General features: G+C 71.8%; 25 protein-coding genes. 11 read left to right on the forward strand and 14 right to left on the reverse strand.

Features of this window, described 5'->3' with window-relative positions:
* Nucleotides 1–137: 137 nt before the first annotated feature.
* Complete coding sequence (locus ACZ3IJ_RS25915) at nucleotides 138–1,175, reverse strand: NUDIX hydrolase (protein ID WP_467471928.1); 1,038 nt, start codon at nucleotides 1,173–1,175, stop codon at nucleotides 138–140.
* A 140-nt stretch (nucleotides 1,176–1,315) separates the two neighbouring features.
* On the opposite strand from ACZ3IJ_RS25915, the gene ACZ3IJ_RS25920 reads away from it, so the two are divergent.
* A complete protein-coding gene (locus ACZ3IJ_RS25920; protein WP_467472355.1) occupies nucleotides 1,316–1,618 on the forward strand; it encodes a hypothetical protein in 303 nt (100 codons plus the stop codon).
* 259 nt (nucleotides 1,619–1,877) lie between these two features.
* Here the strand turns inward: ACZ3IJ_RS25920 and ACZ3IJ_RS25925 are convergent, their stop codons facing one another.
* The gene (locus ACZ3IJ_RS25925) at nucleotides 1,878–2,807 is read right to left on the reverse strand and encodes an ROK family protein (RefSeq protein WP_391800766.1); all 930 of its coding nucleotides are present in this window, start codon (nucleotides 2,805–2,807) and stop codon (nucleotides 1,878–1,880) included.
* Between the two features lie 85 nt (nucleotides 2,808–2,892).
* Between ACZ3IJ_RS25925 and ACZ3IJ_RS25930 the strand changes: the two genes are divergently transcribed.
* Nucleotides 2,893–3,972 carry a LacI family DNA-binding transcriptional regulator gene (locus ACZ3IJ_RS25930; protein WP_467471930.1) on the forward strand — a complete coding sequence of 360 codons (1,080 nt, stop codon included), beginning with the start codon at nucleotides 2,893–2,895 and terminating at the stop codon, nucleotides 3,970–3,972.
* Between the two features lie 199 nt (nucleotides 3,973–4,171).
* On the opposite strand, the gene ACZ3IJ_RS25935 is transcribed toward ACZ3IJ_RS25930, so the two are convergent.
* The 5 genes from ACZ3IJ_RS25935 to ACZ3IJ_RS25955 form a co-directional block, all read right to left on the reverse strand.
* Nucleotides 4,172–5,461, reverse strand: a complete 1,290-nt coding sequence (locus tag ACZ3IJ_RS25935) for a DUF6986 family protein (protein ID WP_467471932.1) — start codon at nucleotides 5,459–5,461, stop codon at nucleotides 4,172–4,174.
* A gap of 154 nt (nucleotides 5,462–5,615) precedes the next feature.
* Nucleotides 5,616–6,578, reverse strand: coding sequence for an electron transfer flavoprotein subunit alpha/FixB family protein (locus tag ACZ3IJ_RS25940; protein ID WP_467471934.1), 963 nt, complete (start codon nucleotides 6,576–6,578; stop codon nucleotides 5,616–5,618).
* Between the two features lie 56 nt (nucleotides 6,579–6,634).
* Nucleotides 6,635–7,420, reverse strand: a complete 786-nt coding sequence (locus ACZ3IJ_RS25945) for an electron transfer flavoprotein subunit beta/FixA family protein (RefSeq protein ID WP_391800763.1) — start codon at nucleotides 7,418–7,420, stop codon at nucleotides 6,635–6,637.
* 190 nt (nucleotides 7,421–7,610) lie between these two features.
* Nucleotides 7,611–8,126 (reverse strand): flavin reductase family protein, encoded by a 516-nt coding sequence (locus ACZ3IJ_RS25950; RefSeq protein ID WP_467471936.1) that lies wholly within the window; start codon nucleotides 8,124–8,126, stop codon nucleotides 7,611–7,613.
* Between the two features lie 222 nt (nucleotides 8,127–8,348).
* Entirely contained in the window at nucleotides 8,349–8,666 is a 318-nt protein-coding gene (locus ACZ3IJ_RS25955) for a TlpA family protein disulfide reductase (RefSeq protein ID WP_467471938.1), read from the reverse strand.
* Between the two features lie 225 nt (nucleotides 8,667–8,891).
* Between ACZ3IJ_RS25955 and ACZ3IJ_RS25960 the strand changes: the two genes are divergently transcribed.
* On the forward strand, nucleotides 8,892–9,614 hold the full coding sequence (locus ACZ3IJ_RS25960) for a lysophospholipid acyltransferase family protein (RefSeq protein ID WP_467471940.1): 723 nt from the start codon (nucleotides 8,892–8,894) through the stop codon (nucleotides 9,612–9,614).
* Between the two features lie 98 nt (nucleotides 9,615–9,712).
* Here the strand turns inward: ACZ3IJ_RS25960 and ACZ3IJ_RS25965 are convergent, their stop codons facing one another.
* From ACZ3IJ_RS25965 to ACZ3IJ_RS25985, 5 genes are all read right to left on the reverse strand, one after another.
* Nucleotides 9,713–10,405, reverse strand: a complete 693-nt coding sequence (locus tag ACZ3IJ_RS25965; RefSeq protein WP_467471942.1) for a B3/B4 domain-containing protein — start codon at nucleotides 10,403–10,405, stop codon at nucleotides 9,713–9,715.
* A gap of 70 nt (nucleotides 10,406–10,475) precedes the next feature.
* The gene (locus ACZ3IJ_RS25970) at nucleotides 10,476–11,054 is read right to left on the reverse strand and encodes a transglutaminase-like domain-containing protein (protein WP_467471944.1); all 579 of its coding nucleotides are present in this window, start codon (nucleotides 11,052–11,054) and stop codon (nucleotides 10,476–10,478) included.
* Nucleotides 11,055–11,137: 83 nt separating this feature from the next.
* A complete protein-coding gene (locus tag ACZ3IJ_RS25975; protein ID WP_467472336.1) occupies nucleotides 11,138–12,217 on the reverse strand; it encodes a threonine aldolase family protein in 1,080 nt (359 codons plus the stop codon).
* Nucleotides 12,214–12,972 (reverse strand): SDR family NAD(P)-dependent oxidoreductase, encoded by a 759-nt coding sequence (locus tag ACZ3IJ_RS25980; protein WP_467471946.1) that lies wholly within the window; start codon nucleotides 12,970–12,972, stop codon nucleotides 12,214–12,216. The genes ACZ3IJ_RS25975 and ACZ3IJ_RS25980 overlap by 4 nt, the downstream gene beginning before the upstream one ends.
* Nucleotides 12,973–13,001: 29 nt before the next feature.
* Nucleotides 13,002–14,408 (reverse strand): DUF6421 family protein, encoded by a 1,407-nt coding sequence (locus ACZ3IJ_RS25985; RefSeq protein ID WP_467471947.1) that lies wholly within the window; start codon nucleotides 14,406–14,408, stop codon nucleotides 13,002–13,004.
* A 362-nt stretch (nucleotides 14,409–14,770) separates the two neighbouring features.
* Between ACZ3IJ_RS25985 and ACZ3IJ_RS25990 the strand changes: the two genes are divergently transcribed.
* On the forward strand, nucleotides 14,771–15,454 hold the full coding sequence (locus ACZ3IJ_RS25990; RefSeq protein ID WP_467471949.1) for a glycerophosphodiester phosphodiesterase: 684 nt from the start codon (nucleotides 14,771–14,773) through the stop codon (nucleotides 15,452–15,454).
* Nucleotides 15,455–15,518: 64 nt separating this feature from the next.
* Here the strand turns inward: ACZ3IJ_RS25990 and ACZ3IJ_RS25995 are convergent, their stop codons facing one another.
* The gene (locus ACZ3IJ_RS25995; RefSeq protein ID WP_467471951.1) at nucleotides 15,519–16,070 is read right to left on the reverse strand and encodes a GNAT family N-acetyltransferase; all 552 of its coding nucleotides are present in this window, start codon (nucleotides 16,068–16,070) and stop codon (nucleotides 15,519–15,521) included.
* A gap of 143 nt (nucleotides 16,071–16,213) precedes the next feature.
* Here ACZ3IJ_RS25995 and ACZ3IJ_RS26000 point away from each other — a divergent pair, with 143 nt between their 5' ends.
* The 4 genes from ACZ3IJ_RS26000 to ACZ3IJ_RS26015 all read left to right on the forward strand — a co-directional run bounded on the left by ACZ3IJ_RS26000 (nucleotide 16,214) and on the right by ACZ3IJ_RS26015 (nucleotide 19,395).
* Nucleotides 16,214–16,813 (forward strand): DUF5134 domain-containing protein, encoded by a 600-nt coding sequence (locus ACZ3IJ_RS26000; protein WP_467471953.1) that lies wholly within the window; start codon nucleotides 16,214–16,216, stop codon nucleotides 16,811–16,813.
* Between the two features lie 86 nt (nucleotides 16,814–16,899).
* Nucleotides 16,900–17,835, forward strand: coding sequence for a M56 family metallopeptidase (locus tag ACZ3IJ_RS26005; protein ID WP_467471955.1), 936 nt, complete (start codon nucleotides 16,900–16,902; stop codon nucleotides 17,833–17,835).
* 54 nt (nucleotides 17,836–17,889) lie between these two features.
* A complete protein-coding gene (locus ACZ3IJ_RS26010; protein ID WP_467471957.1) occupies nucleotides 17,890–18,591 on the forward strand; it encodes a phosphatase PAP2 family protein in 702 nt (233 codons plus the stop codon).
* A 129-nt stretch (nucleotides 18,592–18,720) separates the two neighbouring features.
* On the forward strand, nucleotides 18,721–19,395 hold the full coding sequence (locus tag ACZ3IJ_RS26015) for a TetR/AcrR family transcriptional regulator (RefSeq protein ID WP_467471959.1): 675 nt from the start codon (nucleotides 18,721–18,723) through the stop codon (nucleotides 19,393–19,395).
* Here ACZ3IJ_RS26015 and ACZ3IJ_RS26020 read toward each other — a convergent pair.
* Nucleotides 19,371–20,903 (reverse strand): LVIVD repeat-containing protein, encoded by a 1,533-nt coding sequence (locus ACZ3IJ_RS26020; RefSeq protein ID WP_467471962.1) that lies wholly within the window; start codon nucleotides 20,901–20,903, stop codon nucleotides 19,371–19,373. The genes ACZ3IJ_RS26015 and ACZ3IJ_RS26020 overlap by 25 nt on opposite strands.
* A 196-nt stretch (nucleotides 20,904–21,099) precedes the next feature.
* Here ACZ3IJ_RS26020 and ACZ3IJ_RS26025 point away from each other — a divergent pair, with 196 nt between their 5' ends.
* The 3 genes from ACZ3IJ_RS26025 (at nucleotide 21,100) to ACZ3IJ_RS26035 (ending at nucleotide 24,622) form a co-directional block, all read left to right on the forward strand.
* On the forward strand, nucleotides 21,100–21,759 hold the full coding sequence (locus tag ACZ3IJ_RS26025) for a DUF305 domain-containing protein (RefSeq protein ID WP_467471964.1): 660 nt from the start codon (nucleotides 21,100–21,102) through the stop codon (nucleotides 21,757–21,759).
* 151 nt (nucleotides 21,760–21,910) lie between these two features.
* On the forward strand, nucleotides 21,911–23,290 hold the full coding sequence (locus ACZ3IJ_RS26030; protein WP_467471965.1) for an FAD-dependent oxidoreductase: 1,380 nt from the start codon (nucleotides 21,911–21,913) through the stop codon (nucleotides 23,288–23,290).
* Nucleotides 23,291–23,479: 189 nt separating this feature from the next.
* On the forward strand, nucleotides 23,480–24,622 hold the full coding sequence (locus tag ACZ3IJ_RS26035) for a WD40/YVTN/BNR-like repeat-containing protein (RefSeq protein WP_467471967.1): 1,143 nt from the start codon (nucleotides 23,480–23,482) through the stop codon (nucleotides 24,620–24,622).
* The last annotated feature ends 16 nt before the right edge of the window (nucleotides 24,623–24,638 follow it).

Here is a 24,638-nt window from a genome sequence, read left to right on the forward strand (position 1 = left end):
TCGTACCGGGTGTACTCGGACGATCCCGACAACGCAGCGAGCGTGCGTGCCAGGCGTCGCGGGGCAGGCGGGACTTTCGCAACACGCCCTAGCCCTGCCCGGCGGGGCCCGGGCCCCGCGGGGCCCGGGCGTTCGCCTCAGCCGACGGGGACGCCGGCCTCCAGGTTGAGTACCGTGCCTCTCTCCCGGGCGCGGAGGGCCCAGCGGAGGCGGCGGTAGCGGACGGGCGGCAGCAGTTCGGCGGCCTCGTCCTCCGTCACGAACCGCCAGCCGCGCAGTTCGGCACCGGGCAGCAGGAGCCGGTCCGCTTCGGCCGTGGGCAGCAGACCGCCGTCGAAGAGGAGACGCAGGCCGCCGTAGCCGGGCGGCTGCGGGCGTTCCCAGTCGACGAGCAAGAGCCGTGGTACGACGTCGAGTTCTATCCCTATCTCCTCCGCGACCTCGCGCATCCCCGCGCGGGCGGGCGGCTCGCCGGGTTCGACGACGCCGCCCGGGAACTCCCAGCCGGGCTTGTAGGTGGGGTCGACGAGCAGGAACCGGTCGTGTTCGTCGAAGAGGAGGACGCCCGCGGCCAGCGTCTCGCCGGTGGGTTCGGGGGTCTGCACGATGCCGCAGGGAGCGGCGAGGCCGGCGCGCATGGCCTCGACGACGGCGGCCGCGGTCCGGGCGGGCGTCAGCGTCGTGTTGTCGACGGTGAAGGCGTCGGCGGAGAGCCAGTCGAGGGCGGTACGGAAGGGTTCGACGTGGTCGTGGCACCACTGGCGGGCGCGCTCGGCCCCCTCCGTGTCCTCGTCGCGGGCAGCGCGATCGTCGATCCGGGTCCGCAGGATCGTTTCATCTTGGACGAGCACCACATGGCGCACCTCGATACGCCGCGCCGCGAGACCGCCGAAGATCTCGTCGCGGTACTCCTGCCGCGTCAGCGTCATCGGGACGACGAGGACGCCGCCGACCTCGGCGAGCAGGGCGGCGGCCGTGTCGACCACCAGGCGGCGCCAGATCGGCAGGTCCTGGAAGTCGTCGACCTCGTCGAGCCGCTTCCGCGGCAGCAGGCGGTTGAGCCCCCCGCCGGTGAGCTCGGGGTCGTACAGCGTGCTGTTCGGGATCAGCTCGACCAGCTCGCGCGCGGTGCTGGACTTGCCCGCGCCGAACGCACCGTTGATCCAGACGATCACGATTCCCCCTCTTCGGTAGCCCACAGTGGCTTGCCCGCAACACCCTGCCATGGAAACCCCCGCGCGAACGGGCGTGCGGACGTCTGCGTAACACTTCGGCACGGACTCTCGTTGGACCGGCGAGGCAAGGGGGTGCGGAGATGAGCCGTACGGTATTGCGGAGGTTTCCCGCGGGAGGACCGCGGGGCAGCTGGCCCGCCGAGGAGTTCGCGAGCGCGCGCCGCGACGAGGGGCTCCCGGCGGAGGTCGTGATGGACCTCGACTCGGACGCGTTCCTGGTCATCGTGGAGCAGAGGACCGCGGAGAGGGTGAGGGCGGCGCACTCTGAGGAGGCCGTGGTCAGGGCGGGGACGCCGACCAGGGCCGTACCGCGGCCGGCGCCGCCCGCGGCTGCGGCGGCCGCCGGGAGTGCGGCGAGAACGGCGGCGGCGGCGAACATCTGACGGTGCGTGGAGGGACGCGGCCACCGGCCGCACGCCGGACACGGACGCGCCGTCTGCCAGGCGAGAACCCACCCTTGGGCACGTGAAACGCCGCCGCCCCGCGGAACCCGGCGCGGCCCGCCGGACCGCGGGCGGTCGGCCCGGTGCGCCGCGAACCCACCCTGCGGCTCACGACTCTGCCGCGACCCGCAGCCCCGGCGCAGCAGGCGCGGCCCGCGAACCCGCCCGCCTCGAGGCCGCCCGCCGTCGGGGCCGGTTGTCAGGCCACCTTGCGTGCCGCCGCGGCCGCGCCGAGCAGGCCTGCGTCCGTTCCCGTGAGCGCGGGGACGACGGCGAGGTCGCGGACGAAGGACAGCGTCGCGTACTCCCGCAGGCTGCGCCTCAGCGGGGTGAAGAGCACATCGCCCGCGCCGGCCACACCGCCGCCCACGACGGCGATGTCGATCTCGACCAGGGTCGCCGTGGCGGCGATCCCCGCGGCCAGCGCCCGCGCGGCGCGCTCGAACGACGCGACGGCGACCGGCTCCCCCGCCTGCGCCGCCGCCGCCACCGCCGCGGCCGAGGTGTCGCCGTCCGGGCCCGGCCGCCAGCCGTTCTCCAGGGCGCGGCGGGCGATCTGCGGCCCGCTGGCGATGCGTTCGACGCAGCCGCGGCCGCCGCAGGCGCACGGGTCGCCGTCCAGGTCGACGCTGATGTGCCCGATGTGACCCGCGTTGCCGGTGGGTCCGGGGTGCACCCGGCCGTCGAGCACCAGACCACCGCCGACGCCCGTCGAGACGACCAGGCAGAGCGCGTTGTCGTGGCCGCGGGCGGCGCCCTGCCAGTGCTCGGCGGCCGTCATCGCGACGCCGTCGCCGACGAGTGTCACGGGCCGCCCACCCGTCGCCCGGTGAACGCGCTCGACCAGCGGAAAGCCGCGCCAGCCGGGGACGTTGACCGGGCTGACCGTGCCCGCCGAGGCGTCCACGGGGCCCGCGCTGCCGATGCCGACCGTGTGCGCCGCGTGCCACAGGGGCGAGGCCGCCAGGTCCGCGAGCACCGCCTCGACCGCCCGCATCACCGTCTCGCCGTCCTCCCGCGCGGGCGTGGGCCGCTGCGCCCGTACGAGAATGCCGCCGGCGCCGTCCACCAGCGCACCGGCGATCTTGGTACCGCCGAAGTCAAGGGCGGCAACGAGGTCAGTCTGCATGTGCGCGGTGTCTCCAGAGGGGCGAGAGCGTGTAGATCGCTGTGACGTACAGTCTCTCCCGCCCTGACAACGTTGTCCAGGGCCTATGCTCGGACGAGACAGAGACGAGACCCGAGGAGATTCGCGCACAGTGGCCGACACCGCCCGCCGCCCCGAGCACCGTTACGGCAATCGGCCCACGATGAAGGACGTCGCCGCGCTGGCCGGCGTCGGGCTCAAGACGGTCTCCCGCGTCGTCAACGGCGAACCGGGAGTCACTCCCGACACCGAGCACCGGGTGCAGGAGGCCATCGACTCGCTCGGCTTCCGCCGCAACGACAGTGCGCGCGTGCTGCGCAAGGGGCGTACGGCATCCGTGGGTCTGGTCCTCGAAGACCTCGCCGACCCCTTCTACGGTCCGCTCAGCCGCGCCGTCGAGGAGGTCGCCCGCGCCCACGGGGCCCTGCTCATCAACGGTTCCAGCGCGGAGGATCCGGAGCGCGAGCAGGAGCTGGCCCTCGCGCTGTGCGCGCGGCGCGTGGACGGACTGATCGTCATCCCCGCCGGAACGGACCACCGTTACCTCGAACCCGAGATCAAGGCGGGCGTCGCCACGGTCTTCGTGGACCGCCCCGCGGGCAGCATCGACGCCGACGTCGTCCTGTCGGACAGCTTCGGCGGCTCGCGCGACGGTGTGGCGCATCTGATCGCGCACGGGCACCGCCGGATCGGTTTCATCGGCGACCAGCCCCGCATCCACACGGCGACGGAGCGCCTGCGCGGATACCGGGCGGCGATGGAGGACGCGGGGCTGGACGTCGACTCCTCGTGGGTCTCGCTGGGGCCGACGGCCCCCGACCGGGTCCGGGAGGCGGTGACCGCCATGGTCTCCGGCCCGGAGCCGGTGACGGCGCTCTTCGCGGGCAACAACCGGGTCACGGTCACGGCGGTCCGCACCCTGGCCGGCCACGACCGTCCGGTGGCTCTCGTGGGCTTCGACGACATCGAGCTGGCCGATCTCCTCGGCATCACCGTGATCGCGCAGGACGCGGCGGCCATGGGCCGCACGGCGGCCGAGCGGCTCTTCCGCCGTCTGGACGGCTTCGACGACGAACCGGCCCGGGTCGTCCTGGACACCCGTCTGATCCCGCGCGGCTCGGGCGAGATCCCGCCGCCGCCCGCGTAGCGGGAGCCCGCGGCCGGGGGCGGGGCGCCATGGAATGTCCCCGCCCTCCGTACGCGTACGGAGGGCGGGGCGGTGTGTCATGCGTCGGCGGGTGGGTGCGCGTCGGGGCCGTGCAGCCGGGGTGGGTGCGCGTAGGGGCCCAGGGGCCCGCCCGCTACTGCGCCGTCGCCGGCTGGGTGCGCGAACGGGCCGGGGGCCGTTACTGCGCCGTCGCCGTGAGGTCGCCGCGGCGCGGGGCCGCGAAGCGGTCCAGGTCGGCGCGGGAGAGGCCGGTGAGGGCGTCGACCTCGGCGGTGTCCAGGGCGCCGCAGTCGATGCCGCGCAGGAGGTAGGAGCTGAGCGCCTTGGCCGTGGCGGGCTCGTCCATGACGTCGCCGCCCGCGTGGTTGGCGTAGGCCGAGAGGCGCTTGGCGGCGGCCTCGAAGCCCTCGCGGTAGAAGGCGAAGACGGCGGCGTACCGCGTCGGGATGTGGCCCGGGTGCATGTCCCAGCCCTGGTAGTAGGCGCGGGCGAGCGCCCGGCGGGTGAGGCCGTAGTGCAGGCGCCAGGCCTCGTGCACGTGCTCGGTGGAGCCGACCGGGAGGACGTTGGTGGAGCCGTCGGAGACCCGTACGCCCGTACCGGCGGCGGCGACCTGCATGATCGCCTTGGCGTGGTCGGCCGCCGGGTGGTCGCTGGCCTGGTAGGCGGCGGAGACGCCGAGGCAGGCGCTGTAGTCGAAGGTGCCGTAGTGCAGGCCGGTCGCGCGGCCCTCGGCGGCGCCGATCATGCGGGCGACGGCGGCGGTGCCGTCGGCGGCGAGGATGGACTGGCTGGTCTCGATCTGGATCTCGAAGCCGAGGCGGCCCTCGTCCAGGCCGTGAGCCTTCTCGAAGGCCTCCAGGAGGCGGACGAAGGCGGAGACCTGCTCGGGGTAGGTCACCTTGGGAAGCGTGAGGACGAGGCCGTCGGGCAGGCCGCCGTTCTCGAGGAGACCGGTGAGGAAGACGTCGGTGGTGCGGATGCCGCGGTCGCGTACGGCGGCCTCCATGCACTTCATCCGGATGCCCATGTACGGGGCGGCGGTCCCCTTCGCGTACGCCTCGGAGATCAGACGGGCTGCGCGGGCGGCGTCGGCGTCCTCGTCCTGGCCCGCGTATCCGTCCTCGAAGTCGACCCTGAGGTCCTCGATCGGCTCGCGCTCCAGCTTGGCGCGCACGCGGCCGTAGACGTCCTCGGCGAGCTCGTGGGAGAGGCCGAGGACCTCGGCGAAGGAGTGGGCGTCCCGGGCGTGCTCGTCGAGGGCGGCGAGTGCCTGGTCGCCCCAGGAGCGGATGGTTCCGGCGTCGAAGACGTTGCCGGGGACGTAGACGGTGTGGACGGGCTGGCGGGTGCCCGGGTCGCCCGGGTAGCGCCGGTCGAGCTCGGCGTCCACCGCTGCGAGGGAGGCGCTGATGCCCTCGCTGACCGCTCCGGCGAGGCTCGTCGACACCTTCTCCTGCTGACCCATCTCCCACATCCTCCTATTTTCCGCTTCACGGAATCAACAATCCGTATAGCGAAGTTAGTAGTCGGTCGGGACCTGCGTCAATGGGTGTCCGAAACGGCCGGGGGCCGCGCGGTGATCATCACCACGCGGCCCCCGGACCGAACAGAACCGCAGGTCAGCCCTTACGGGTCTGAATCTCCTCGGTCAGCTGCGGGACGACGTCGAAGAGGTCACCGACCACGCCGTAGTCGACGAGCTCGAAGATCGGGGCCTCGGCGTCCTTGTTGATGGCCACGATGGTCTTCGAGGTCTGCATACCCGCGCGGTGCTGGATCGCACCGGAGATGCCGGAGGCGATGTACAGCTGCGGCGAGACCGACTTGCCGGTCTGGCCCACCTGGTTGGAGTGCGGGTACCAGCCGGCGTCGACGGCGGCACGCGAGGCGCCGACGGCGGCACCGAGCGAGTCGGCGAGCTTCTCGATGACCGCGAAGTTCTCGGCGCCGTTGACGCCACGGCCGCCGGAGACCACGATCGCGGCCTCGGTCAGCTCCGGACGGCCGGTCGACTCGCGCGGGGTGCGCGCGGTGACCTTGGTGCCGGTGGCCAGCTCGCCGAAGGAGACCGCGAGGGCCTCGACGGCACCGGCGGCCGGGGCGGCCTCGACGGGAGCCGAGTTCGGCTTGACCGTGATGACCGGGGTGCCCTTGGAGACACGGGACTTGGTGGTGAAGGAGGCGGCGAACGCGGACTGCGTCGCGACCGGGCCCTCGTCACCGGCCTCCAGGTCGACGGCGTCGGTGATGATGCCGGAGCCGATGCGGACCGCGAGGCGGGCCGCGATCTCCTTGCCCTCGGCGGAGGACGGGACGAGCACGGCGGCCGGGGACACCGCGTCGTACGCGGCCTGCAGCGCGTCGACCTTCGGGACGACGAGGTACTCGGCGAACTCCGGGGCGTCGGCGGTCAGGACCTTCACGGCACCGTGCTCGGCGAGCACGGCGGCGGTGTCGGCCGCACCGGCGCCGAGGGCGACGGCGACGGGCTCGCCCAGACGGCGGGCGAGCGTCAGCAGCTCCAGGGTGGGCTTGCGGACGGCTCCGTCGACGTGGTCGACGTAGACGAGAATCTCAGCCATGGGGATTCAATCTCCTGCGAACGAAAAGGGGGCGGGTCAGGTGGCTCGCGCGAGCCCTAGATGAACTTCTGGCTCGCGAGGTACTCGGCCAGCTGCTTGCCGCCCTCGCCCTCGTCCTTGACGATCGTGCCGGCCGTGCGGGCCGGACGCTCGGAGGCGGAGTCGACCGCGGTCCACGCGCCCTCCAGGCCGACCTCGTCGGCCTCGAGCTCGAGGTCCTCCAGGTCCAGGGACTCCACCGGCTTCTTCTTGGCGGCCATGATGCCCTTGAAGGACGGGTAGCGGGCCTCGCCCGACTGGTCGGTCACCGACACGACGGCCGGGAGCGACGCCTCGAGCTGCTCCGACGCGGTGTCGCCGTCACGGCGGCCGGTCACCTTGCCGTCCTCGATCTTCACCTCGGAGAGCAGCGTGACCTGCGGAACGCCCAGGCGCTCGGCCAGGATCGCCGGGAGAACGCCCATGGTGCCGTCGGTGGAGGCCATACCGGCGATGACGACGTCGTAGCCGGTCTTCTCGATCGCCTTCGCCAGGACCAGCGAGGTGCCCATGACGTCGGAGCCGTGCAGGTCGTCGTCCTCGACGTGGACGGCCTTGTCGGCGCCCATCGACAGCGCCTTGCGCAGCGCGTCCTTCGCGTCCTCGGGGCCGACGGTGAGGACGGTGACCTCGGCGTCGTCGGCCTCCTCGGCGATCTGGAGCGCCTGCTCGACCGCGTACTCGTCGAGCTCCGACAGCAGGCCGTCGACGTCGTCGCGGTCGACGGTCAGGTCATCGGCGAAGTGCCGGTCGCCGGTGGCGTCGGGCACGTACTTCACACAGACAACGATCCTCAAGCTCACGCCGGCTCTCCTACTGCATCGTCATAACTGGGCTGCCTTGTTGCTCGCAGCATAGGCGCCTGAAGGGCGGGTTTCCGGTCGGGGCGTCCGACCGCTCCCACCGGAATATTACTCGCCAGTACACCCAGTCCGTTACCAGTAAGCAAGCGCTCAGCCGTGTGACCTTGCCAACGCCGAGGGAAGGGAACACTCAGTCACGCAGAGCGTTGAAGCGGCCCTGGTGGTAGAGCAGCGGCCGGCCCGCTCCGGCCGGGTCTCCGGCGACGGCCTGGGCGATCACGATCCGATGGTCCCCGGCCGGGACACGGGCCACGACGCGGCACACCAGCCAGGCGAGGACGCCGTCCAGGACGGGGACCCCCTCGGGGCCCTCGCTCCAGCGCGTCGGGTGACCGAACCGGTCGGCCCCGCTGCGGGCGAAGGTGTCCGCCAGCTCACGCTGGTGCTCGCCGAGTATGTGGACGCCGACGTGCTCCGCCTCGGCGAGCACCGGCCAGCTGGACGAGGAGGTGCCGACACCGAAGGAGAGGAGCGGGGGGTCGGCGGCGACGGAGCTGAGGGAGGTGGCGGTGAACCCGGCCGGGCGGTCGCCCCGGGCGGTGATGACCGCGACACCCGCCGCGTGCTGCCGGAAGACGGAGCGGAGGAGGTCGGGAGAGGCCGGGTGAGGGGCGCCGACGGTGCGGAGTTCAGGCGTAACCGTCATCGGGTCGTCCTTCTGCGAGGGGAGCGTACGAGGGGTCCGGGGGTTCTCAGACACCCGGACAGCGCGCGCTCGCGTGACGGGCCAGGTCGATGTGGGCCCGCCCGTGGAGAAGGAGTTCTGAAGGCACACCGTCAGATTGGCGATCGATGGCAGGTGCAGTCAAGCGGGTACCGGGATGTGGGAGATGTGTCACCGCGTCAGACCGCCGCCCGGAGCGTCCCGTCAGACCGCCCGCCCCAGCGCGGCGATCACGTCCGCGCGGCGGGGCTGTCCGGAGGCGCGGACGACGACCCGTCCGGCACGGTCGAGGACGAGCACGGTGGGGGTGCGGACGATGTCGTACTTCCGTACGAGATCGAGCCGTTCCTCGGCGTCTATCTCGACGTGGCCCACGCCCTCGACCATCCGGGCGACCTCGGCGAGGGTGCGGCGCGTGGCGCGGCAGGGCTGGCAGAAGGCGGTGGAGAACTGGACGAGCGTGGCGCGCTCGCCCAGCTCGACGCCGTCCTCGCCGCCCCACCTCTCGGACTGTGCCGCCATGTCTCCGTCTTCCTCTCGCCCGCCACTCCCCGGTGCAGCGCCTCACGCCGCCGATCGATTCCCGTCACGGCCACCGGGCGTGACGATTATCTCTCCGTACGAAGCCGTCAGGACTGGTCACGGGGGCCCACATGGGGCACGATCTGCCCAAAGCCGAAAACCTACGGCTGCGTAACTTCCGCCGGGAGAACCCTCCCCAGGCACAGAAGAAGGGGTTCCTCTCAGATGGCAGAACTCGTGTATCGGCCGGTCATCGGTGCCGCACTGACCATGTTCAAGGCACTGGACCTCAAGATCGACACGCAGGGTTCGGAGCACATCCCGCGCACGGGTGGCGCGGTGCTCGTCAGCAACCACATCAGCTATCTGGACTTCATCTTCACGGGCCTGGCCGCGCTGCCGCAGAAGCGTCTCGTGCGCTTCATGGCCAAGGACTCGGTCTTCCGGCACAAGGTCTCGGGCCCGCTGATGCGCGGCATGAAGCACATCCCGGTGGACCGCTCCCAGGGCGAGCACGCCTACAAGCACGCACTGGAGTCGCTGAAGGCCGGGGAGATCATCGGCGTCTTCCCCGAGGCGACCATCTCGCAGTCCTTCACGCTGAAGAGCTTCAAGTCGGGTGCGGCGCGGCTGGCGCAGGAGGCCGGGGTGCCGCTGATCCCGATGGCCCTCTGGGGCACGCAGCGGATCTGGACCAAGGGCCGGCCGCGGAACTTCAAGCGCAGCCACATCCCGGTGACGATCCGGGTGGGCGAGCCGGTGGAGGCTCCCACCGACCAGTACGCGGGCGCCATCACCCGCCGTCTGCGCGAGCGCTGCCAGGAGCTCCTGGAGGCCGCGCAGCGCGCGTATCCCGTACGCCCCAAGGACGCGAGCGACACCTGGTGGGTCCCCGCGCACCTCGGGGGCACGGCGCCGACCCCGGCCGAGGTGAAGGACGCCGGCTGACGCCGGTGGACCGGCCGCGACGCGGCGCCCTCGCGCGCGGTCCGCGGTACGCCCCCGGTACGTCCTCCGCGGTACGCCGACCCGAACCGTGACGGGGTCTACTCCGGGTCGCGGACGGTGATCCGCGCCCCGGGGCTCAGCTTCTCCAGCGACTCGGCGAGCTCCGAGCCGGCGGCGAGGAGCTCGTCGCGCGTCATGGGCGTCAGCGACTCCAGCAGGAAGACCGCGTCGACGGTGTCGTCGTCGATCCGCGTGCGCGGCCCCTGGCGCCAGTTCCAGCGGCGGCAGGTGACGCCCGCCTCGTCACGCCAGACGATCTCGCCCGGCTCCGGGTGCTCCACCGTCTCCTCGCCGCCCGCCATGGTCACGAAGGGCTCGTCGCCGGTGGCCCGCACGAGGCTCATGCCGCCCTGGATGCGGTCGAGGTCCTCGCCGCCGGCCGGGACGAGGTACGCGACGCTGATCGCGTTGTAGGCGTCGACCAGCCGGTTGATCCGGGGGAGCCCGCCGTCGGCGAGGGCCCGCCTGGCCAGCGCCTCCGCGGAGTTGCGCGTACGGGAGGGCTTGGCGCCGAACGCGGAGTACGCCGCGCGCCAGGCCGCGATGTGCGGGTCCTGGTCCGGGGTCCGGCCCGCGAGCCGCTCGGCGAGGCGGCGGGCCGCGTCGTCGAGCAGGGCCGAACTGGCTTCGTCGCTGGGGCCGTTGACGAGTCCGTGGGCCTCGACGGCGAGGTGGGTGAAGCCGGGCACGAGGGCACGCACCTCGTCGGAGACCGTCAGGGTGAGGGGCATCGTCGTCCTTGCGTCAGAGGTCGGTGCGGCAGCGGCCGGTGTGTCGGAGGCCGGTGCGTCGGCTGCGGCGTCAGAGGTCGGCCGGGAGGGTCCGCAGGAGTTCCAGACTGTCCGGCGCGGACCGCATGGCGCTCAGCACTCCCGCATGCGGTACAGAATACAGCACCGGATAGTCCACCTCATTGAACTCCGGGTCGGGCAGGAAGGCCAGCCGCTCTCTCTCCAGCGAGAACTCCGCCTCCTGACCCGGCAGACCCCCGCGCGGATCCTGCCGGTGCCACGTCTCCGTACCGGGCAGCCTGATCGCGACCAGCCCGTGCAGCACGTCGAACTTCTGGTAGCACAGCGCCGCCGGAATCGACTCGGCACGCAGCAGCGCGACGAGCGCGTGCGCCTTGGCGTGGCAGATTCCGGTGCGCTGCGCGAGGACGTCGGAGGCGCGCCAGGTGACGCGCGGGTCGCCGGTGTCGCTCGAGTGCGGGATCTCGTCCCGCACGTGCGCGAAGGCGGCTCGGGCGTATGCGTGTACGTCAGGGTTCCGGGCCCGCAGCGCGGCGGCCGTCTCGCGCACGACGGGGTGCTCATGGTCGACGACCTCGTCCGCGACGAGGTACGAGGAGAGTTCGGGGTGCTCCTGGATCAGCTCCATAGCCGGGGACCCTAGGAAGAGGACCGGCCGGAAGTCAATGACTTTCCGGCCGGTCGCATACCTATGCTATTCGAGAGAGAGCACTACCGCGCCATCTCCTCCTTCAGCGCCTGGAGAAAGGCGTCGACGTCGTCCTCCGTGGTGTCGAAGGAGCACATCCAGCGCACGTCACCCGCGGCCTCGTCCCAGAAGTAGAAGCGGAACCGCTTCTGCAGACGGGTGCTCACCTCGTGCGGGAGCCGCGCGAAGACCGCGTTGGCCTGCACGGGGTAGAGGATCTCGACCCCGTCCACCTCGCGCACGCCGGCCGCGAGGCGCTGCGCCATCGCGTTGGCGTGCGAGGCGTTCCGCAGCCACAGGTCCTTGGCGAGCAGCGCCTCCAGTTGCACCGACACGAAACGCATCTTGGACGCGAGCTGCATGGACAGCTTGCGCAGATGCTTCATGTGGCTGACCGCGTCCGGGTTCAGGACGACGACCGCCTCGCCGAACAGCATGCCGTTCTTGGTCCCGCCGTACGAGATCACGTCCACGCCCGCCGCGTTGGTGAACGCCCGCATCGGGACGTCCAGGGAGGCGGCGGCGTTGGCTATCCGGGCGCCGTCGAGGTGCACCTTCATGCCCTTGGCGTGGGCGTGCTCCACGATGGCCCGGATCTCGTCCACGGTGTAGACGGTGCCCAGCTCGGTGTTCTGGGTGATCGAGACGACCTGCGGCATGGCGCGGTGCTCGTCCTCCCAGCCCCAGGCCTGCCGGTCGATCAGCTCGGGGGTGAGCTTGCCGTCCGGGGTGGGCACGGTGAGCAGCTTGAGGCCGCCCATCCGCTCGGGGGCGCCGCCCTCGTCCACGTTGATGTGCGCGGACTCGGCGCAGATCACGGCGCCCCAGCGGTCGGTCAGCGCCTGGAGGGCGGTGACGTTCGCGCCGGTGCCGTTGAACACCGGGAAGGCCTCGGCGCTCGGGCCGAAGTGGCTGTGCATGATGCGCTGGAGGTGCTCGGTGTAGTCGTCCTCGCCGTAGGCGATCTGATGACCGTCGTTGGCGAGCGCGATGGCCGCGAGCACCTCCGGGTGGGCGCCGGCGTAGTTGTCGCTGGCGAAGCCCCGGACCGACGGGTCGTGGTGACGACGGGCGTCGGTCCTGGGGGGCAGGGCCGGGGTCACGGCTTGGGGGTCAGCCACAGACGCTGTCCATTCACTTCCTGTGCGGGCCGGTCCCAGACGGCGACGATCTCGGCGGCCAGATCGTCGACGTCGGTGAAGCCCGCGAACTTCGCATTCGGGCGCTCGGCGCGCATGGCGTCGTGCACCAGTGCCTTGATCACCAGGATGGCAGCCGCGGCCTGGGGGCCCTCGTCGCCCCCCGCCTTGCGGAAGTCGTCGGCCATGGCGAGCGTCCACGCCTCGGCCGCCGCCTTGGCCGCGGCGTAGGCCGCGTTCCCGGCGGTGGGCTTCGAGGCGCCCGCGGCGCTGATCAGCAGGTAGCGGCCGCGGTCGCTGCGGCCGAGCGCGTCACGGAAGGCGAGGGAGGTGGACTGGACCGTGCGGATGAGGAGCTTCTCGAGGAAGTTCCAGTCGGCGAGGTCGGTCTCACCGAAGGTGGCGCTGCCGCGCCAGCCGCCGACGAGGTGGACGAGCCCGTCGATCCGGCCGAACTCCTTCTCGGTCTTGTCGGCCCACTCCCGGGCCGCGCCGAGGTCGAAGAGGTCGACCGTGTCGCCGATGACCGTGGCGCCTCCGTGGGCGTACCGTGCGGCGTCGACCGCCTCGGCCAGGCGGGCCGGGTCGGCGTCGGCTCCGACGACGATGGCGCCGGCGTCGGCGAGGCGCATCAGCGTCGCCCGCCCGGCAGGTCCGGCCGCTCCCGCGACCGCGATGACGGCACCCTCCAGCGGCCCGCCGTTCCCGTTGCCGTTCATGGTCGTCCCCTCCTCCTCCGTGACTGGGTTCACGCGGCAGCCTGCTCGGTCCGCGAAGCGTTCGCGGCGGTGATGCCCTTGGTGGAGGCGATCACGTCCTTCAGCTTCTTGGACAGGGCCTCATAGAACATGCTGAGCGGAAACTCGTCCGGAAGCACGTCGTCGACGAGCTTGCGGGGCGGGAGGGTCAGGTCCAGGGCGTCGGGGCCCTTGGCCCACTTCGATCCGGGGTGCGGGGCGAGGTAGGTGGAGACCAGGTCGTACGCCTTGAACCAGTGGACCAGCTTCGGGCGGTCGATGCCGTCGCGGTACAGCTTCTCGATCTCGGCGCAGAGCTGGTTGGTGACCTCGGGGGCCCGGTTCCAGTCGATCTTGAGCTTGTTGTCGGTCCAGCGCACGACCTCGTGCTTGTGGAGGTACGCGAAGAGGAGCTGACCGCCCAGGCCGTCGTAGTTCCGGTTGCGGTCACCGGTGACCGGGAAACGGAACATCCGGTCGAAGAGGACGGCGTACTGCACGTCACGACCGTGGGCGTTGCCCTCGGCCTCCAGCTTCACGGCCTCCTTGAAGGCGGTGAGGTCGCAGCGCAGCTCCTCCAGGCCGTACATCCAGAACGGCTGGCGCTGCTTGATCATGAACGGGTCGAACGGCAGGTCGCCGTGGCTGTGGGTGCGGTCGTGGACCATGTCCCAGAGCACGAACGCGGCCTCGCAGCGCTGCTGGTCCTCGACCATGGCCGCGATGTCCTCGGGCAGCTCGATGCCCAGGATGTCGACGGAGGCCTCGGTGACCTTGCGGAAGCGGGCGGCCTCGCGGTCGCAGAAGATGCCGCCCCAGCTGAAGCGCTCGGGGGCCTCGCGCACGGCGATGGTCTCGGGGAAGAGGACGGCCGAGTTGGTGTCGTAGCCCGGCGTGAAGTCCTCGAAGGTGATGCCGCAGAAGAGCGGGTTGTCGTAGCGGGTGCGCTCCAGCTCGGAGAGCCACTCCGGCCACACCATGCGGAGCACGACCGCTTCGAGGTTGCGGTCCGGGTTGCCGTTCTGGGTGTACATCGGGAAGAGCGCCAGGTGCTGGAGCCCGTCCTGACGGTCCGCAGCGGGCTGGAACGCCAGCAGGGAGTCGAGGAAGTCAGGGACCTCGAAGCCGCCGTCGGCCCACGTGCGCAGGTCGGCGACGAGCGCGCGGTGGTAGGCGGCGTCGTGCGGGAGCAGCGGAGAGAGCCGCTCGACCGCGTCCACGATCCGCTCGACCACACTCTCGGCCTGGGCGCGGGACGGTGCGCCCTCGGCCTCGAAGTCGATGGAGCCGTCCTTGCTCTGCCAGGGGCGGATCTCCTCCACGGCATTCTTGAGCTCGGGCCAGGCAGGGTGCTCGATCACCGGGGCAGCGGTGAGTATCCCCCCACCGGTCACGTCCTGCACAAGAATTTCCGTCATGTCACTTCCTCCACAGGAGAACCTCGCGTCAAGCCACCGTATCCGGCGGCGCTTCCTCCGGACAAGAGGGGGAAGAGAAATTATCCTGTGCGACCCCCATGGTCACCGCTGATTTTCCTGCCGGACGAGGTTTGAGCGCTCGCATCCCCCGCCATGACGGTCGAGCGCAGGGCCCCGACGCACCGGACGCCCGCATGGTCGCGCAAGGGCGGCGATCGGGGAACCGATCCGCCGGAGGAGGGCCTTCCGACGGCACGCGCGCATGCGCTTCCTTCTTGCGGTGAAGTCATTAGGCTGCGCCCCGAGCCGCACCGGGAGCCCGGAGGGACCCGGGCCCGGACATCGACGGAAGCGAGAAGATCTTGAGTTTCCTCACCATCGGTCACCGCGGTGTCATGGGCGTCGAGCCCGAGAACACCCTGCGTTCCTTCGTCCGCGCCGAACGGTCCGGTATGGACGTCATCGAGCTGGACCTCCACCTCAGCAAGGACGGCGCCCTCGTCGTCATGCACGACGCCGACGTCGGCCGTACCACCGACGGCAGCGGCCCGATCGCCGAGAAGACCCTGGCGGAGCTGCGCGAGCTCGACGCGGGGCACGGGGAACGCGTCCCCGTCTTCGAAGAGGTCCTGGACGCGGTGCGGTCCCCGCTCCAGGCGGAGATCAAGGACGTGGCGGCGGCCAGGACGCTCGCCGAGGTGATGAACCGGCGCGACCTGGTCGGCCGTGTGGAGGTCCTCTCCTTCCACGACGAGGCCCTCGCCGAGATCGCCCGGCTGGTCCCCGGAGCCCGTACCGCGCTGGTCGCCGAGGAGTGGGACGCGGACATCGTGGACCGGGCGAAGGCCGTCGGGGCCGGCGCGCTCGTCCTGAGCATCCAGCACCTGACCCTGGAGACGGTCGAGCACGCCCACCGTGAGGGGCTGCGGGTGATCGGCTGGGTAGTGAACACGCAGGACCATCTGCGGCTGGTCCGCGCCCTGGAGCTGGACGGAGCGACGACCGACTATCCGGAGATCCGCCGCACCGGCCGCTTCACGGCCTGAGCCGCGGGCCGAGGCCCGCGAGCCGGAGGCCCGCAGGCGGAGGCCCGAGAGCCGGGCCCCGGCCTCAGGCCAGCGGCTTCACCAGGAGCTCGAACTGCAGGTCGTCCCGCTGCGGGACGCCGAAGCGCTCGTCGCCGTACGGGAACGGCGTCATCCGTCCCGTACGGCGGTAGCCGCGCCGCTCGTACCAGGCGATGAGCTCCTCGCGCACCGAGATCACGGTCATGTGCATCTCGCTCACGCCCCAGATCTCCCGCACCCGGCGCTCGGCCTCTTCGATGATGCGCCGGCCGAGGCCCGCGCCCTGGAGCTCGGGGCGGACGGCGAACATGCCGAAGTAGGCTGCCTCGCCCCGGTGTTCGAGCTGGCAGCAGGCGACGATCCCGCCGTCCCGCTCCACCACCATCAGCCGGCTGCCCGGGGTGGTGATGACGGCCCGTACGCCCTCGGCGTCGGTCCGCTGCCCCTGCAGGATGTCCGCCTCGGTGGTCCAGCCGGCCCGGCTGGAGTCGCCGCGGTACGCCGATTCGACGAGCGGCACGAGGGCCTCGACGTCGTCCTCCACCGCGTCGCGGTAGGTGATCCGGCCGGTGTCCTGCGGCGTGGCGGTGTCCATGCTGTTCGGGGCTCCCCTCGGAGGCGCTGGCGATCCCCCCGAGCGTAGCGCCCCGGTGTGTGCTCCCCACGTACGCCTGTGCGCTCGCGTGCGCCCGGCCGGGCGTGGGCATCGACGGGGAGGGAGACCTGGGGAGGTGTGCCGTGCACGGACCGGCCTTGTCGGCCTGGCTGATGCTGACGCTGTGCGGGGCGAGCGGGGCGTACTGCCTGCTGCGCGCGCGCCGCTGCGCGGGTGAGGAGCGCAGGACGGCGGCGGGCGAGGCGGTGATGGGATTCGGGATGGCCGCGATGGCACTGCCCGCCGCGGTCGTGACGCCGCCTGTGTGGTGGTGGTCGGTGTACGCGTCGGTGTTCGGGGCGGCGGCGGTGCACGCGCTGATGTCGGTCCGGCGCGGGGGTCACCACCTGCACCATCTGGTGGGGTCGCTGGCGATGGTCTACATGGCGTGGCCCGTCCAGGGGGCCGCGCACGGGGCACACGGCAGCGGCGGAGGTGGCGGGAGCGCCCCTGCGGTGACGGCGGTGCTGCTCCTCTACTACGTCGCGTACGTGCTCCGCACGGGCGCCCGACTGGTACCGGTGGCGGCCTCGACGGGGACGCCGGCGGTGGCCTCGGCGACGGCCTCGACGGCTCTGTCCACGGGCGGACCCGCGCCGGCGTGGGTCGTGCGGCCCGAGTTCACGCTCGTGTGCCGGCTGTCCATGGCCCTCGCGATGCTGGCGATGCTCGTCGCGCTGTGAGCCGGCGTGCCGGGCCGGGCCGTGGCGTACGTCACTTGGCGCGCCCGGCCGTACCCGGGGGTAGCACGGCCTCATAGTCTTGCGTCATGTTGGTCTCCCTCGCGTTGCTCGCGCTCGGCGTCCTGACGGCCGCCGTGGCCCCGCGACTGCTGTCGCCGTCCGACTGGGCGGAACGCGAGCCCGTGGTGGCGTTGTGGATGTGGCAGTGCGTGGTGGCGGCGGTGCTGCTGTGTTTCGCGCTGTCGATGACGTTCAGCGCGGCGGCGGCCTGGCAGGGGGTTCGGGGCCACGTCTTCGTCGGCGCGCCGAGCCGTGTGGTCGAGGCGTACGAACTGGGCACCCACCAGCCGTGGTCGGGGGCGCTCGCCGTGATCCTCGCCTGTGGCGGACTGTGGACCGGCGCGATGCTGACCCGGGAGATCCGCGGGGCCCGGGCCCGCCGCCGGCAGCGGCGTTGCGAACTACTCGTCCGCTCCCCGCTGTTGCCCGGCGAGGAGCCGGGAAGCGGGCGGCTGGTCGTCCTGGAGGGCGAGCGCCCGGACGCCTGGTGGCTGCCGGGCACCACGCCGCAGTTGGTCATCACGACGGCGGCGCTGCGCCGGCTGAAGGGGCGCCAGCTCGACGCCGTCCTCGCCCACGAGCAGGGACACGCCCGGGCGCGCCACGACTGGCTGCTGCACTGCTCGGGCGCGCTCGCGGGCGGTTTCCCGGGGATTCCCGTCTTCGCGGCCTTCCGTGACCAGATGCACCGGCTCGTGGAGCTGGCGGCCGACGATGTCGCCTCACGTCGGTTCGGACGGCTCACGATCGCGCTGGCACTGGTCGAACTCAACGAGGAGCGTGGGGTGTTCGGACCCGGCTCGACCTCCGGCGCGGACCTCCCAGGACGGGTGAACCGTCTCCTGACGGCCGCGCCCCGGCTCACCGCCGGGCGGCGGCTGCGGCTGACGGCCGCCGCGGCACTGGTGCCGGTGGTGCCGGTCCTGGTGGCGTTCGTCCCCGCCCTGAAGGCGCTCGGGTAGCGCGGACGGCGCGGACGCGGGTGTGCCGGCGCGAACGTCGGGGAAGATCGGCCCATGCGCTCCTCCGCCCTGGTCTCCGGTGCCCTCGCCGTGCTGCTGCTCGTCCTTGTGGTGGTGGGCTGGCCCCCGCTTCTCTCCCTGGACCGGTCGGTCGCCGACGCGCTGCACCGCAGCGCGCTGGCCGAGCCCGGGTTCACGCATGCCAACCGGATCATGACGGACTGGGTGTGGGACCCGTGGACGATGCGCGCGCTGATCACCGTCACCGTCCTCGCGCTGTGGTGGCGCCGCGAGCGGTGGCTGGCCCTGTGGGTGGCGGCCGCGACACTCCTCGCGTCGGGGGTGCAGCAGGGACTGAAGGCGGCGGTCGGCAGGCCGCGGCCCGGCTGGCCCGACCCGGTGGACTCGGCGCAGTACGCGGCCTTTCCATCCGGGCACGCGATGACCGAGACGGTGGGCTGGGGCCTGCTGCTCTGGGTCTTCGCCCTGCACTGGCGGGAGACCTGGCGTGGCTGGAGCCTGCTCGCCGTGGCCGCGCCGGTGTCGGTGCTCGGGGTGGGGTGGACCCGGATCTACCTAGGCGTGCACTGGCTGTCGGACGTCGTGGCCGGCTGGCTCCTGGGCTGGTGCTTCGTCGCCGGGGCGATCGTCACGTACCGCCGCCACGGCGCCGTGTGGCAGGAGAGGGCCGCGAGGAGCGCCGACCGGGCGGATCCTCCGGGAACGGACGGGGGCAGAATGGGAGAAACAACGTGAAGCCGCCTGTTCTGGACGATCCCCCGCGTCGCCCAGAACAGACGGCAAACCCACTGACCAGCCATGAAGGCGCGGCAGCGGACTGCGCTGAGTATATTGGCTGCGAGCCAGTCAACGCAGGAGTCCAGCATGTCCCCGCGTAGCCCAGAGGTCAATGAAGAGCTTCGGCGACGCTCACGTGAGCGACTTCTCCAGGCCACGGTCGAGCTTGTGTCGGAGCGCGGGTACGAGGCGACGACCCTGGGCGACATCGCCGAGCGGGCCGGTTCGGCGCGCGGTCTGATCTCGTACTACTTCCCCGGCAAGCGCCATCTGCTGCAGTCGGCGGTGCACCGGCTGATGGCCCTGACCCTGGAGGAGGCGCTGGAGCGCGAGCCGCGCACGGAGGACGGGCGTGAGCGGATGGCGCGCGCCATCGACGCCGTACTCGGCCTGGCCGTGGATCATCCGGTGCTGATGCGGACGCACATGGCGGGCATCCTTCAGGCCGAGGGTTTCGTGCAGTGCCCGGAACAGCAGCGGCTGGCGTTCCTGCTGCGGGACACGATGACGCGGTACGGCTCCGCGAACGTGGACGCGGACTATCCGCTGCTGCGGGCGCTGCTGATGGGCGCGGTCGTGGCGGTGCTGCTGCCGGGGGCGCCGATGCCGGTGACGCGGCTGCGCGGGGAGCTGTTCCAGCGGTACGGACTGGACTGGGAGCAGGGCATGCCGCCGGACGGGGGTCCGCCCGACGGCATGCCGTTCACGGCATCGGTGTTACCGGTCCGTGTGCCGCGTCAGTCCTCGAAGTCGTCGAAGTAGTCCGGCTGGGTCTGGACGTTGAGGGCGTCCATCCGGACCCGCTTCGCCGGGTCCGTACGACGGTCGTCGAGCTTCAGGACGTCGAAGCCCTTGGCGATGTCGTTCGAGTAGATGTAGCCGTTGTAGTAGTACGCGGACCACGAACCGCCCGTGCTGATGGTGGTGGCGGAGAGCGGACCGCGCTCGAAGTAGGCGATCTCCTTCGGCTTGCTGGAGTCGGTGAAGTCCCAGACGGAGACGCCGCCCTGGTACCACGCCTGGACCATGAGGTCCTTGCCCTTGACCGGGATGAGCGAGCCGTTGTGGGCGACGCAGTTCTCGGTGTCGGCCTGGTGGCGCGGGATCTTGAAGTAGCTGCGGAAGACGAGTTCGCGGTGCTTGCCCTTGCCGACGATGTCGTAGATGCCGTCCGCGCCGCGGTTCGGGCCCACGGCCTCGTTGCAGGTCGCGCCGGAGCCGCCGCCGAGCTCGTCGGTGAAGACGACCTTGTTCGCCTTCTGGTTGAACGTCGCCGAGTGCCAGAACGCGAAGTTGACGTTGTCCTGGACGCGGTCGATGACCTTCGGACGCTCAGGGTCCTCGATGTCGAAGAGGATGCCGTCGCCCATGCAGGCGCCGGCCGCGAGGTCCTTGCCCGGCAGCACGGTGATGTCGTGGCAGCCGGTGGTCTTGGAGACGCCCGGGTTGGTCGGGCCACCGGGGTTGCCGCCGCCGTCCGGGCCCTCACCGGGGAAGAGGACGGGGAAGGAGACGATCGCGGCCTTCTCCGGGGCCTTGCGCGGCACCTTGATGACCGAGATGCCGTCGTGCGGCGGCTGGCAGTCCGGGAACGCCGCGTTGGGCGAGTACGACGAGACGTAGACGTACACGTCCCGCTTCTCGGGCACCAGCGTGTGGGTGTGCGAACCGCAGGCGGTCTCGACGGCGGCGACGTACCTCGGGTTACTGATGTCGCTGATGTCGAAGATCTTCATGCCCTCCCATGAGGACTTCTCCGTGGCCGGCTGGCTGACGCTGGCACAGGAGTTGTCGCTGCGGGAGGAGTCGGTGGAGAGGAAGACGAGGTTGCCGGAGACGGAGATGTCGTTCTGCGAACCGGGGCACAGCACCTGGGCGACCGTCTTCGGCGCGCCCGGGTTGCTGATGTCGAAGATCCGGAAGCCGTCGTAGTTGCCCGCGAACGCGTACTTGCCCTGGAAGGCCAGGTCGGAGTTGGTGCCCGCGAGAGCGTCCTTGGGGATGTTCACGAGGTGCTGGATGTTGTCGCTGTGCACGATCTCGTCCACGCCGGGTATCTCGCCGCTCCGGATGGCGGACCGGGCTTCGGCCGCCTGTTCCGCGGAGACGGTGCCCTGCGACGCGGTGGCGTCACCCGGGTCGGGCGTGGCGGCCGCGGGACCTGCGGCGAGCAGGCTGACCAGCAGTCCGGCCGCGGCGGTCGCCACACCCAGGCCTCTGATCCGAGCACGCGGGGTGCGCGTGATGCGGGTGGTTCGCAACGAAGTCACTCCGTCCTCCCTTGTATCCGTTCGTAGTTGAACGGTTGATGGACCCCGGCAGTATCGTCCTTAGCGTGCACATCTCAACAGATGGCAACACACATGTCATGAAGGTTTTTGATCGACTTCTCGTGGAAGCGTGCTAGGAACAGTCCCCCCGGCCATGTTTCGGCCCCTGCCCCCGGAACCATCCCTGGAGGTCGCCTTGTTGAACCGCCGTAACCGCGGAGCCGTCGCCGTGGCGCTCACCGCCGTCGCCGTGCTGGCGCTCGCCGCCTGCGACTCGGGCTCCGGCTCGGGCTCGGGAGGCGAGCCGCAGAGCCAGGGCTCCACCGGGCCCGCGGTCGTGGCACCGGGGAAGCCGGGCGAGCCGGCGCGGAGGATATCCCCCGCCGAGGCGTCCAAGCTGCTGCCCGACGGCAAGCCCAACGCGGCAGACTTCACCTACGCCCAGATGATGGTCGTCCATCACCGGCAGGCGCTCACGATGACCGCTCTCGTACCGGACCGGGCCGGGTCCGAGCCGATCAAGAAGCTGGCGGAGCGGATCACGGCGGCGCAGAAGCCGGAGATCGGCGCGATGGAGGGTTGGCTGAAAACCAACGGCGGTCCGCGCGAGCAGACCGGGCACGACCACCACACGATGCCGGGGATGGCGACCGAGGCTCAGCTCGCGGCCCTCAGGAACGCCAGGGGCAGGGCCTTCGACGAGCTGTTCCTGAAGCTGATGATCACGCACCACGACGGCGCGGTGACGATGGCGGCGGAGGTGCTGGGGAACGGGAACAACGTGCTCGTGGAGGAGATGGCGAACGACGTGATCGCGCAGCAGACGGCGGAGATCAACCGGATGCGGTCGATGTAGGCCCGGGCCTCGGGTGGCGGCCGGGGTGGCGGCCCGGGCCTCGGGTGACGACCCGGGCCCGGGTCGTGTCGCGCATCTCCCCTCCGGGGGCTTCCGGTGGGATGCTGGAAGCCTCTCGGCGGGCTTCCCCGCGGCGGGAAGGAGTACGGACGTGCTTCGTGTCGCTGTCGTCGGTTCCGGGCCCAGCGGGGTCTACACGGCCCAGTCGCTGGTCCAGCAGTCGGCGGTGCCCGGGATCCGGGTCGACGTCCTGGACCGGCTGCCGTGCCCCTACGGCCTGGTCCGCTACGGCGTCGCGCCCGACCACGAGAAGATCAAGTCACTGCAGCAGAACCTTCGCGCGGTCCTGGAGGACGAGCGGATCGCCTTCGTCGGCGACGTCGAGATCGGCACGCGAGGGCTGACCCCGGCCCGCCTCCTGGAGCTGTACCACGCGGTCGTGTACTGCGTGGGCGCGGCACGGGACCGGCGCCTCGGAGTGCCGGGCGAGGACCTGGCGGGCAGCTGCTCGGCCACGGACTTCGTCTCCTGGTACAGCGCCCACCCCGACGCCTCGGCCAACGGTTTCACCGGCTCCGGGACCGGCCTGGACGGCCGTTCCGCGGTCGTCATCGGCGTGGGCAACGTGGCGGTGGACGTCACCAGGATCCTGGCGCGGGGCGTCGACGAGCTGCGGCCGACGGACGTGCCCGAGGGCGCGCTCAGGGCGCTGGAGGCCAGCCGGGTGCGTGAGGTGCACATGGTGGGGCGGCGCGGGCCCGGGCAGGCGAAGTTCACGACGAAGGAGCTGCGGGAGCTGGGCGGACTGCCGGGTGTGCGGGTGGGGGTGGAGGCGGGCGACCTGGCCCTGGATCCGTCGTTCGCCGATCCTTCGGGCCTGCCCGCGGTGAACCGGCGGAACCTGGAGGTCGTCCGGGGCTGGGCGGCCGGCGACGCCGACGGGGACGACGCGGCGCGCGGGATCCGGTTGCGGTTCTTCCTGCGCCCCGTGGAGCTGCTCGGCGAGAACGGCCGTGTGACCGCGGTCCGTTTCGAGCGGACCGAGCCGGACGGCGCCGGGGGTGTGCGGGGCACCGGCCGCTTCGAGGAGATCGAGGCCCAACTGGTCCTGCGGGCCGTCGGGTACAAGGGGGTTCCGCTGCCCGGGCTGCCCTTCGACGATGCCCGGGGCACGGTTCCGAACGAGGCGGGACGGGTGCTGCGGGACGGCTCCCCGTCGCTCGGAGAGTACGTGGCCGGCTGGATCAAGCGCGGCCCGACGGGCGTCATCGGCACGAACCGCCCGTGCGCGAAGGAGACGGTGGCGTCGCTGCTGGCCGACGCGGCGGAGCTGGCGGGCCGCGAGGTGGCGGGAGACCCGCTCGGCGCGCTGCGCGACCTGGGTCACGAGCCGGTGGCCTGGCGGGGCTGGCTGTCGATCGAGGAGGCGGAGTCGGCACTCGGGCACGCGCTGGGCCGTGGGCGGGTGAAGATCCCCGACTGGGCGGGGCTGCGGGCCGCCGCCCGCGACGACGCGGCCGGGCACGACTGAGACCCGGCACGCACCGCCTCCGCCCTCCGCGCTCGCCCTCCCTTCCGTGCCCCACGCCGGGCTCCGCCCTCCGCGCTCGCCCTCCATCCCGTGCTCCCACGCCGGTCTCCGCCCCTCCGCGCTCGCCTCTCCTCACAGCCGGAACACGCCGTTGACCTGGGGGGACGCCTGTTCCGGGAGCCACTGTCAGTGGTCGGGTGCAGACTGGCCCGTATCCGCGACAACGGCGTCCTGGAGGTGTCGGCCATGCCCGACGTAGTACTGACCGTAGGTACCCGCAAGGGTCTGTTCGTCGGCCGACGGCGCGACGGCCGGTGGGAGTTCGACGAACCCCACTTCAACGCGCAGGCGATCTACTCGGTCGCCATCGACACGCGCCGCGCGACCCCGCGGCTGCTCGTCGGCGGGGACAGTTCGCACTGGGGTCCGTCCGTCTTCCGCTCCGACGACTTCGGCGCCACGTGGACGGAGCCCACGAAGCCGGCCGTCAAGTTCCCCCAGGACACGGGCGCTTCGCTGGAGCGCGTCTGGCAGCTGCACCCGGCGCCCGCGCACTCCCCCGACGTCGTGTACGCCGGGACGGAGCCGGCCGCCCTGTTCAGATCCGAGGACGGCGGGGAGTCGTTCGAGCTGGTCCGTCCGCTCTGGGAGCACCCCACCCGCTCCCAGTGGGTGCCGGGTGGGGGCGGTGAGGCCGTGCACACGATCGTCACCGACCGGCGCGACCCCGACGCCGTGACGGTGGCCGTCTCGACGGCCGGAGTCTTCCGCTCCCGGGACGGCGGGGCGAGCTGGGCCCCCTCCAATCAGGGTGTGTCGGCGGTCTTCCTGCCCGACCCCGACCCCGAGTTCGGCCAGTGCGTGCACAAGATCGCGCAGGACGCCGGCGATCTGGACCGGCTCTACCTGCAGAACCACTGGGGGGTGTACCGCAGCGACGACGCGGGCGGGAAGTGGACCGACATCGGCGCGGGTCTGCCCTCCGACTTCGGCTTCACGGTGGCCGCGCATCCCCATCGGGCCGATGTGGCCTACGTGTTCCCCATCAACGCCGACGCCGACCGGGTGCCCGCCGGCCACCGCTGCCGGGTCTACCGTACGAGTGACGCCGGGGAGCACTGGGAGCCGCTGAGCGCCGGGCTCCCCGAGGGCGACCACTACGGCACGGTGCTGCGGGACGCGATGTGCACGGACGACGGGGACCCCGCCGGCGTCTACTTCGGCAACCGCAACGGCGAGGTGTACGCGAGTGCCGACGACGGGGACAGCTGGCGGCTCCTCGCCGAGCATCTGCCCGACGTCCTCTGTGTACGGGCGGCGGTGATCGGGTGAGAGGACCCGGCACTGC

The organism is Streptomyces sp. NPDC013317, from assembly GCF_055563155.1.

Excerpts from the sequence above, each read along its gene's own strand:
- ACZ3IJ_RS25920 (WP_467472355.1), top strand. The coding sequence starts at position 1,316 with ATGAGCCGTACGGTATTGCGGAGGTTTCCCGCGGGAGGACCGCGGGGC.
- ACZ3IJ_RS25925 (WP_391800766.1), bottom strand. The coding sequence starts at position 2,807 with ATGCAGACTGACCTCGTTGCCGCCCTTGACTTCGGCGGTACCAAGATC.
- ACZ3IJ_RS25930 (WP_467471930.1), top strand. The coding sequence starts at position 2,893 with ATGCTCGGACGAGACAGAGACGAGACCCGAGGAGATTCGCGCACAGTG.
- ACZ3IJ_RS25935 (WP_467471932.1), bottom strand. The coding sequence starts at position 5,461 with ATGGGTCAGCAGGAGAAGGTGTCGACGAGCCTCGCCGGAGCGGTCAGC.
- ACZ3IJ_RS25940 (WP_467471934.1), bottom strand. The coding sequence starts at position 6,578 with ATGGCTGAGATTCTCGTCTACGTCGACCACGTCGACGGAGCCGTCCGC.
- ACZ3IJ_RS25950 (WP_467471936.1), bottom strand. The coding sequence starts at position 8,126 with ATGACGGTTACGCCTGAACTCCGCACCGTCGGCGCCCCTCACCCGGCC.
- ACZ3IJ_RS25955 (WP_467471938.1), bottom strand. The coding sequence starts at position 8,666 with ATGGCGGCACAGTCCGAGAGGTGGGGCGGCGAGGACGGCGTCGAGCTG.
- ACZ3IJ_RS25960 (WP_467471940.1), top strand. The coding sequence starts at position 8,892 with ATGGCAGAACTCGTGTATCGGCCGGTCATCGGTGCCGCACTGACCATG.
- ACZ3IJ_RS25965 (WP_467471942.1), bottom strand. The coding sequence starts at position 10,405 with ATGCCCCTCACCCTGACGGTCTCCGACGAGGTGCGTGCCCTCGTGCCC.
- ACZ3IJ_RS25970 (WP_467471944.1), bottom strand. The coding sequence starts at position 11,054 with ATGGAGCTGATCCAGGAGCACCCCGAACTCTCCTCGTACCTCGTCGCG.
- ACZ3IJ_RS25980 (WP_467471946.1), bottom strand. The coding sequence starts at position 12,972 with ATGAACGGCAACGGGAACGGCGGGCCGCTGGAGGGTGCCGTCATCGCG.
- ACZ3IJ_RS25985 (WP_467471947.1), bottom strand. The coding sequence starts at position 14,408 with ATGACGGAAATTCTTGTGCAGGACGTGACCGGTGGGGGGATACTCACC.
- ACZ3IJ_RS25995 (WP_467471951.1), bottom strand. The coding sequence starts at position 16,070 with ATGGACACCGCCACGCCGCAGGACACCGGCCGGATCACCTACCGCGAC.
- ACZ3IJ_RS26005 (WP_467471955.1), top strand. The coding sequence starts at position 16,900 with ATGTTGGTCTCCCTCGCGTTGCTCGCGCTCGGCGTCCTGACGGCCGCC.
- ACZ3IJ_RS26010 (WP_467471957.1), top strand. The coding sequence starts at position 17,890 with ATGCGCTCCTCCGCCCTGGTCTCCGGTGCCCTCGCCGTGCTGCTGCTC.
- ACZ3IJ_RS26015 (WP_467471959.1), top strand. The coding sequence starts at position 18,721 with ATGTCCCCGCGTAGCCCAGAGGTCAATGAAGAGCTTCGGCGACGCTCA.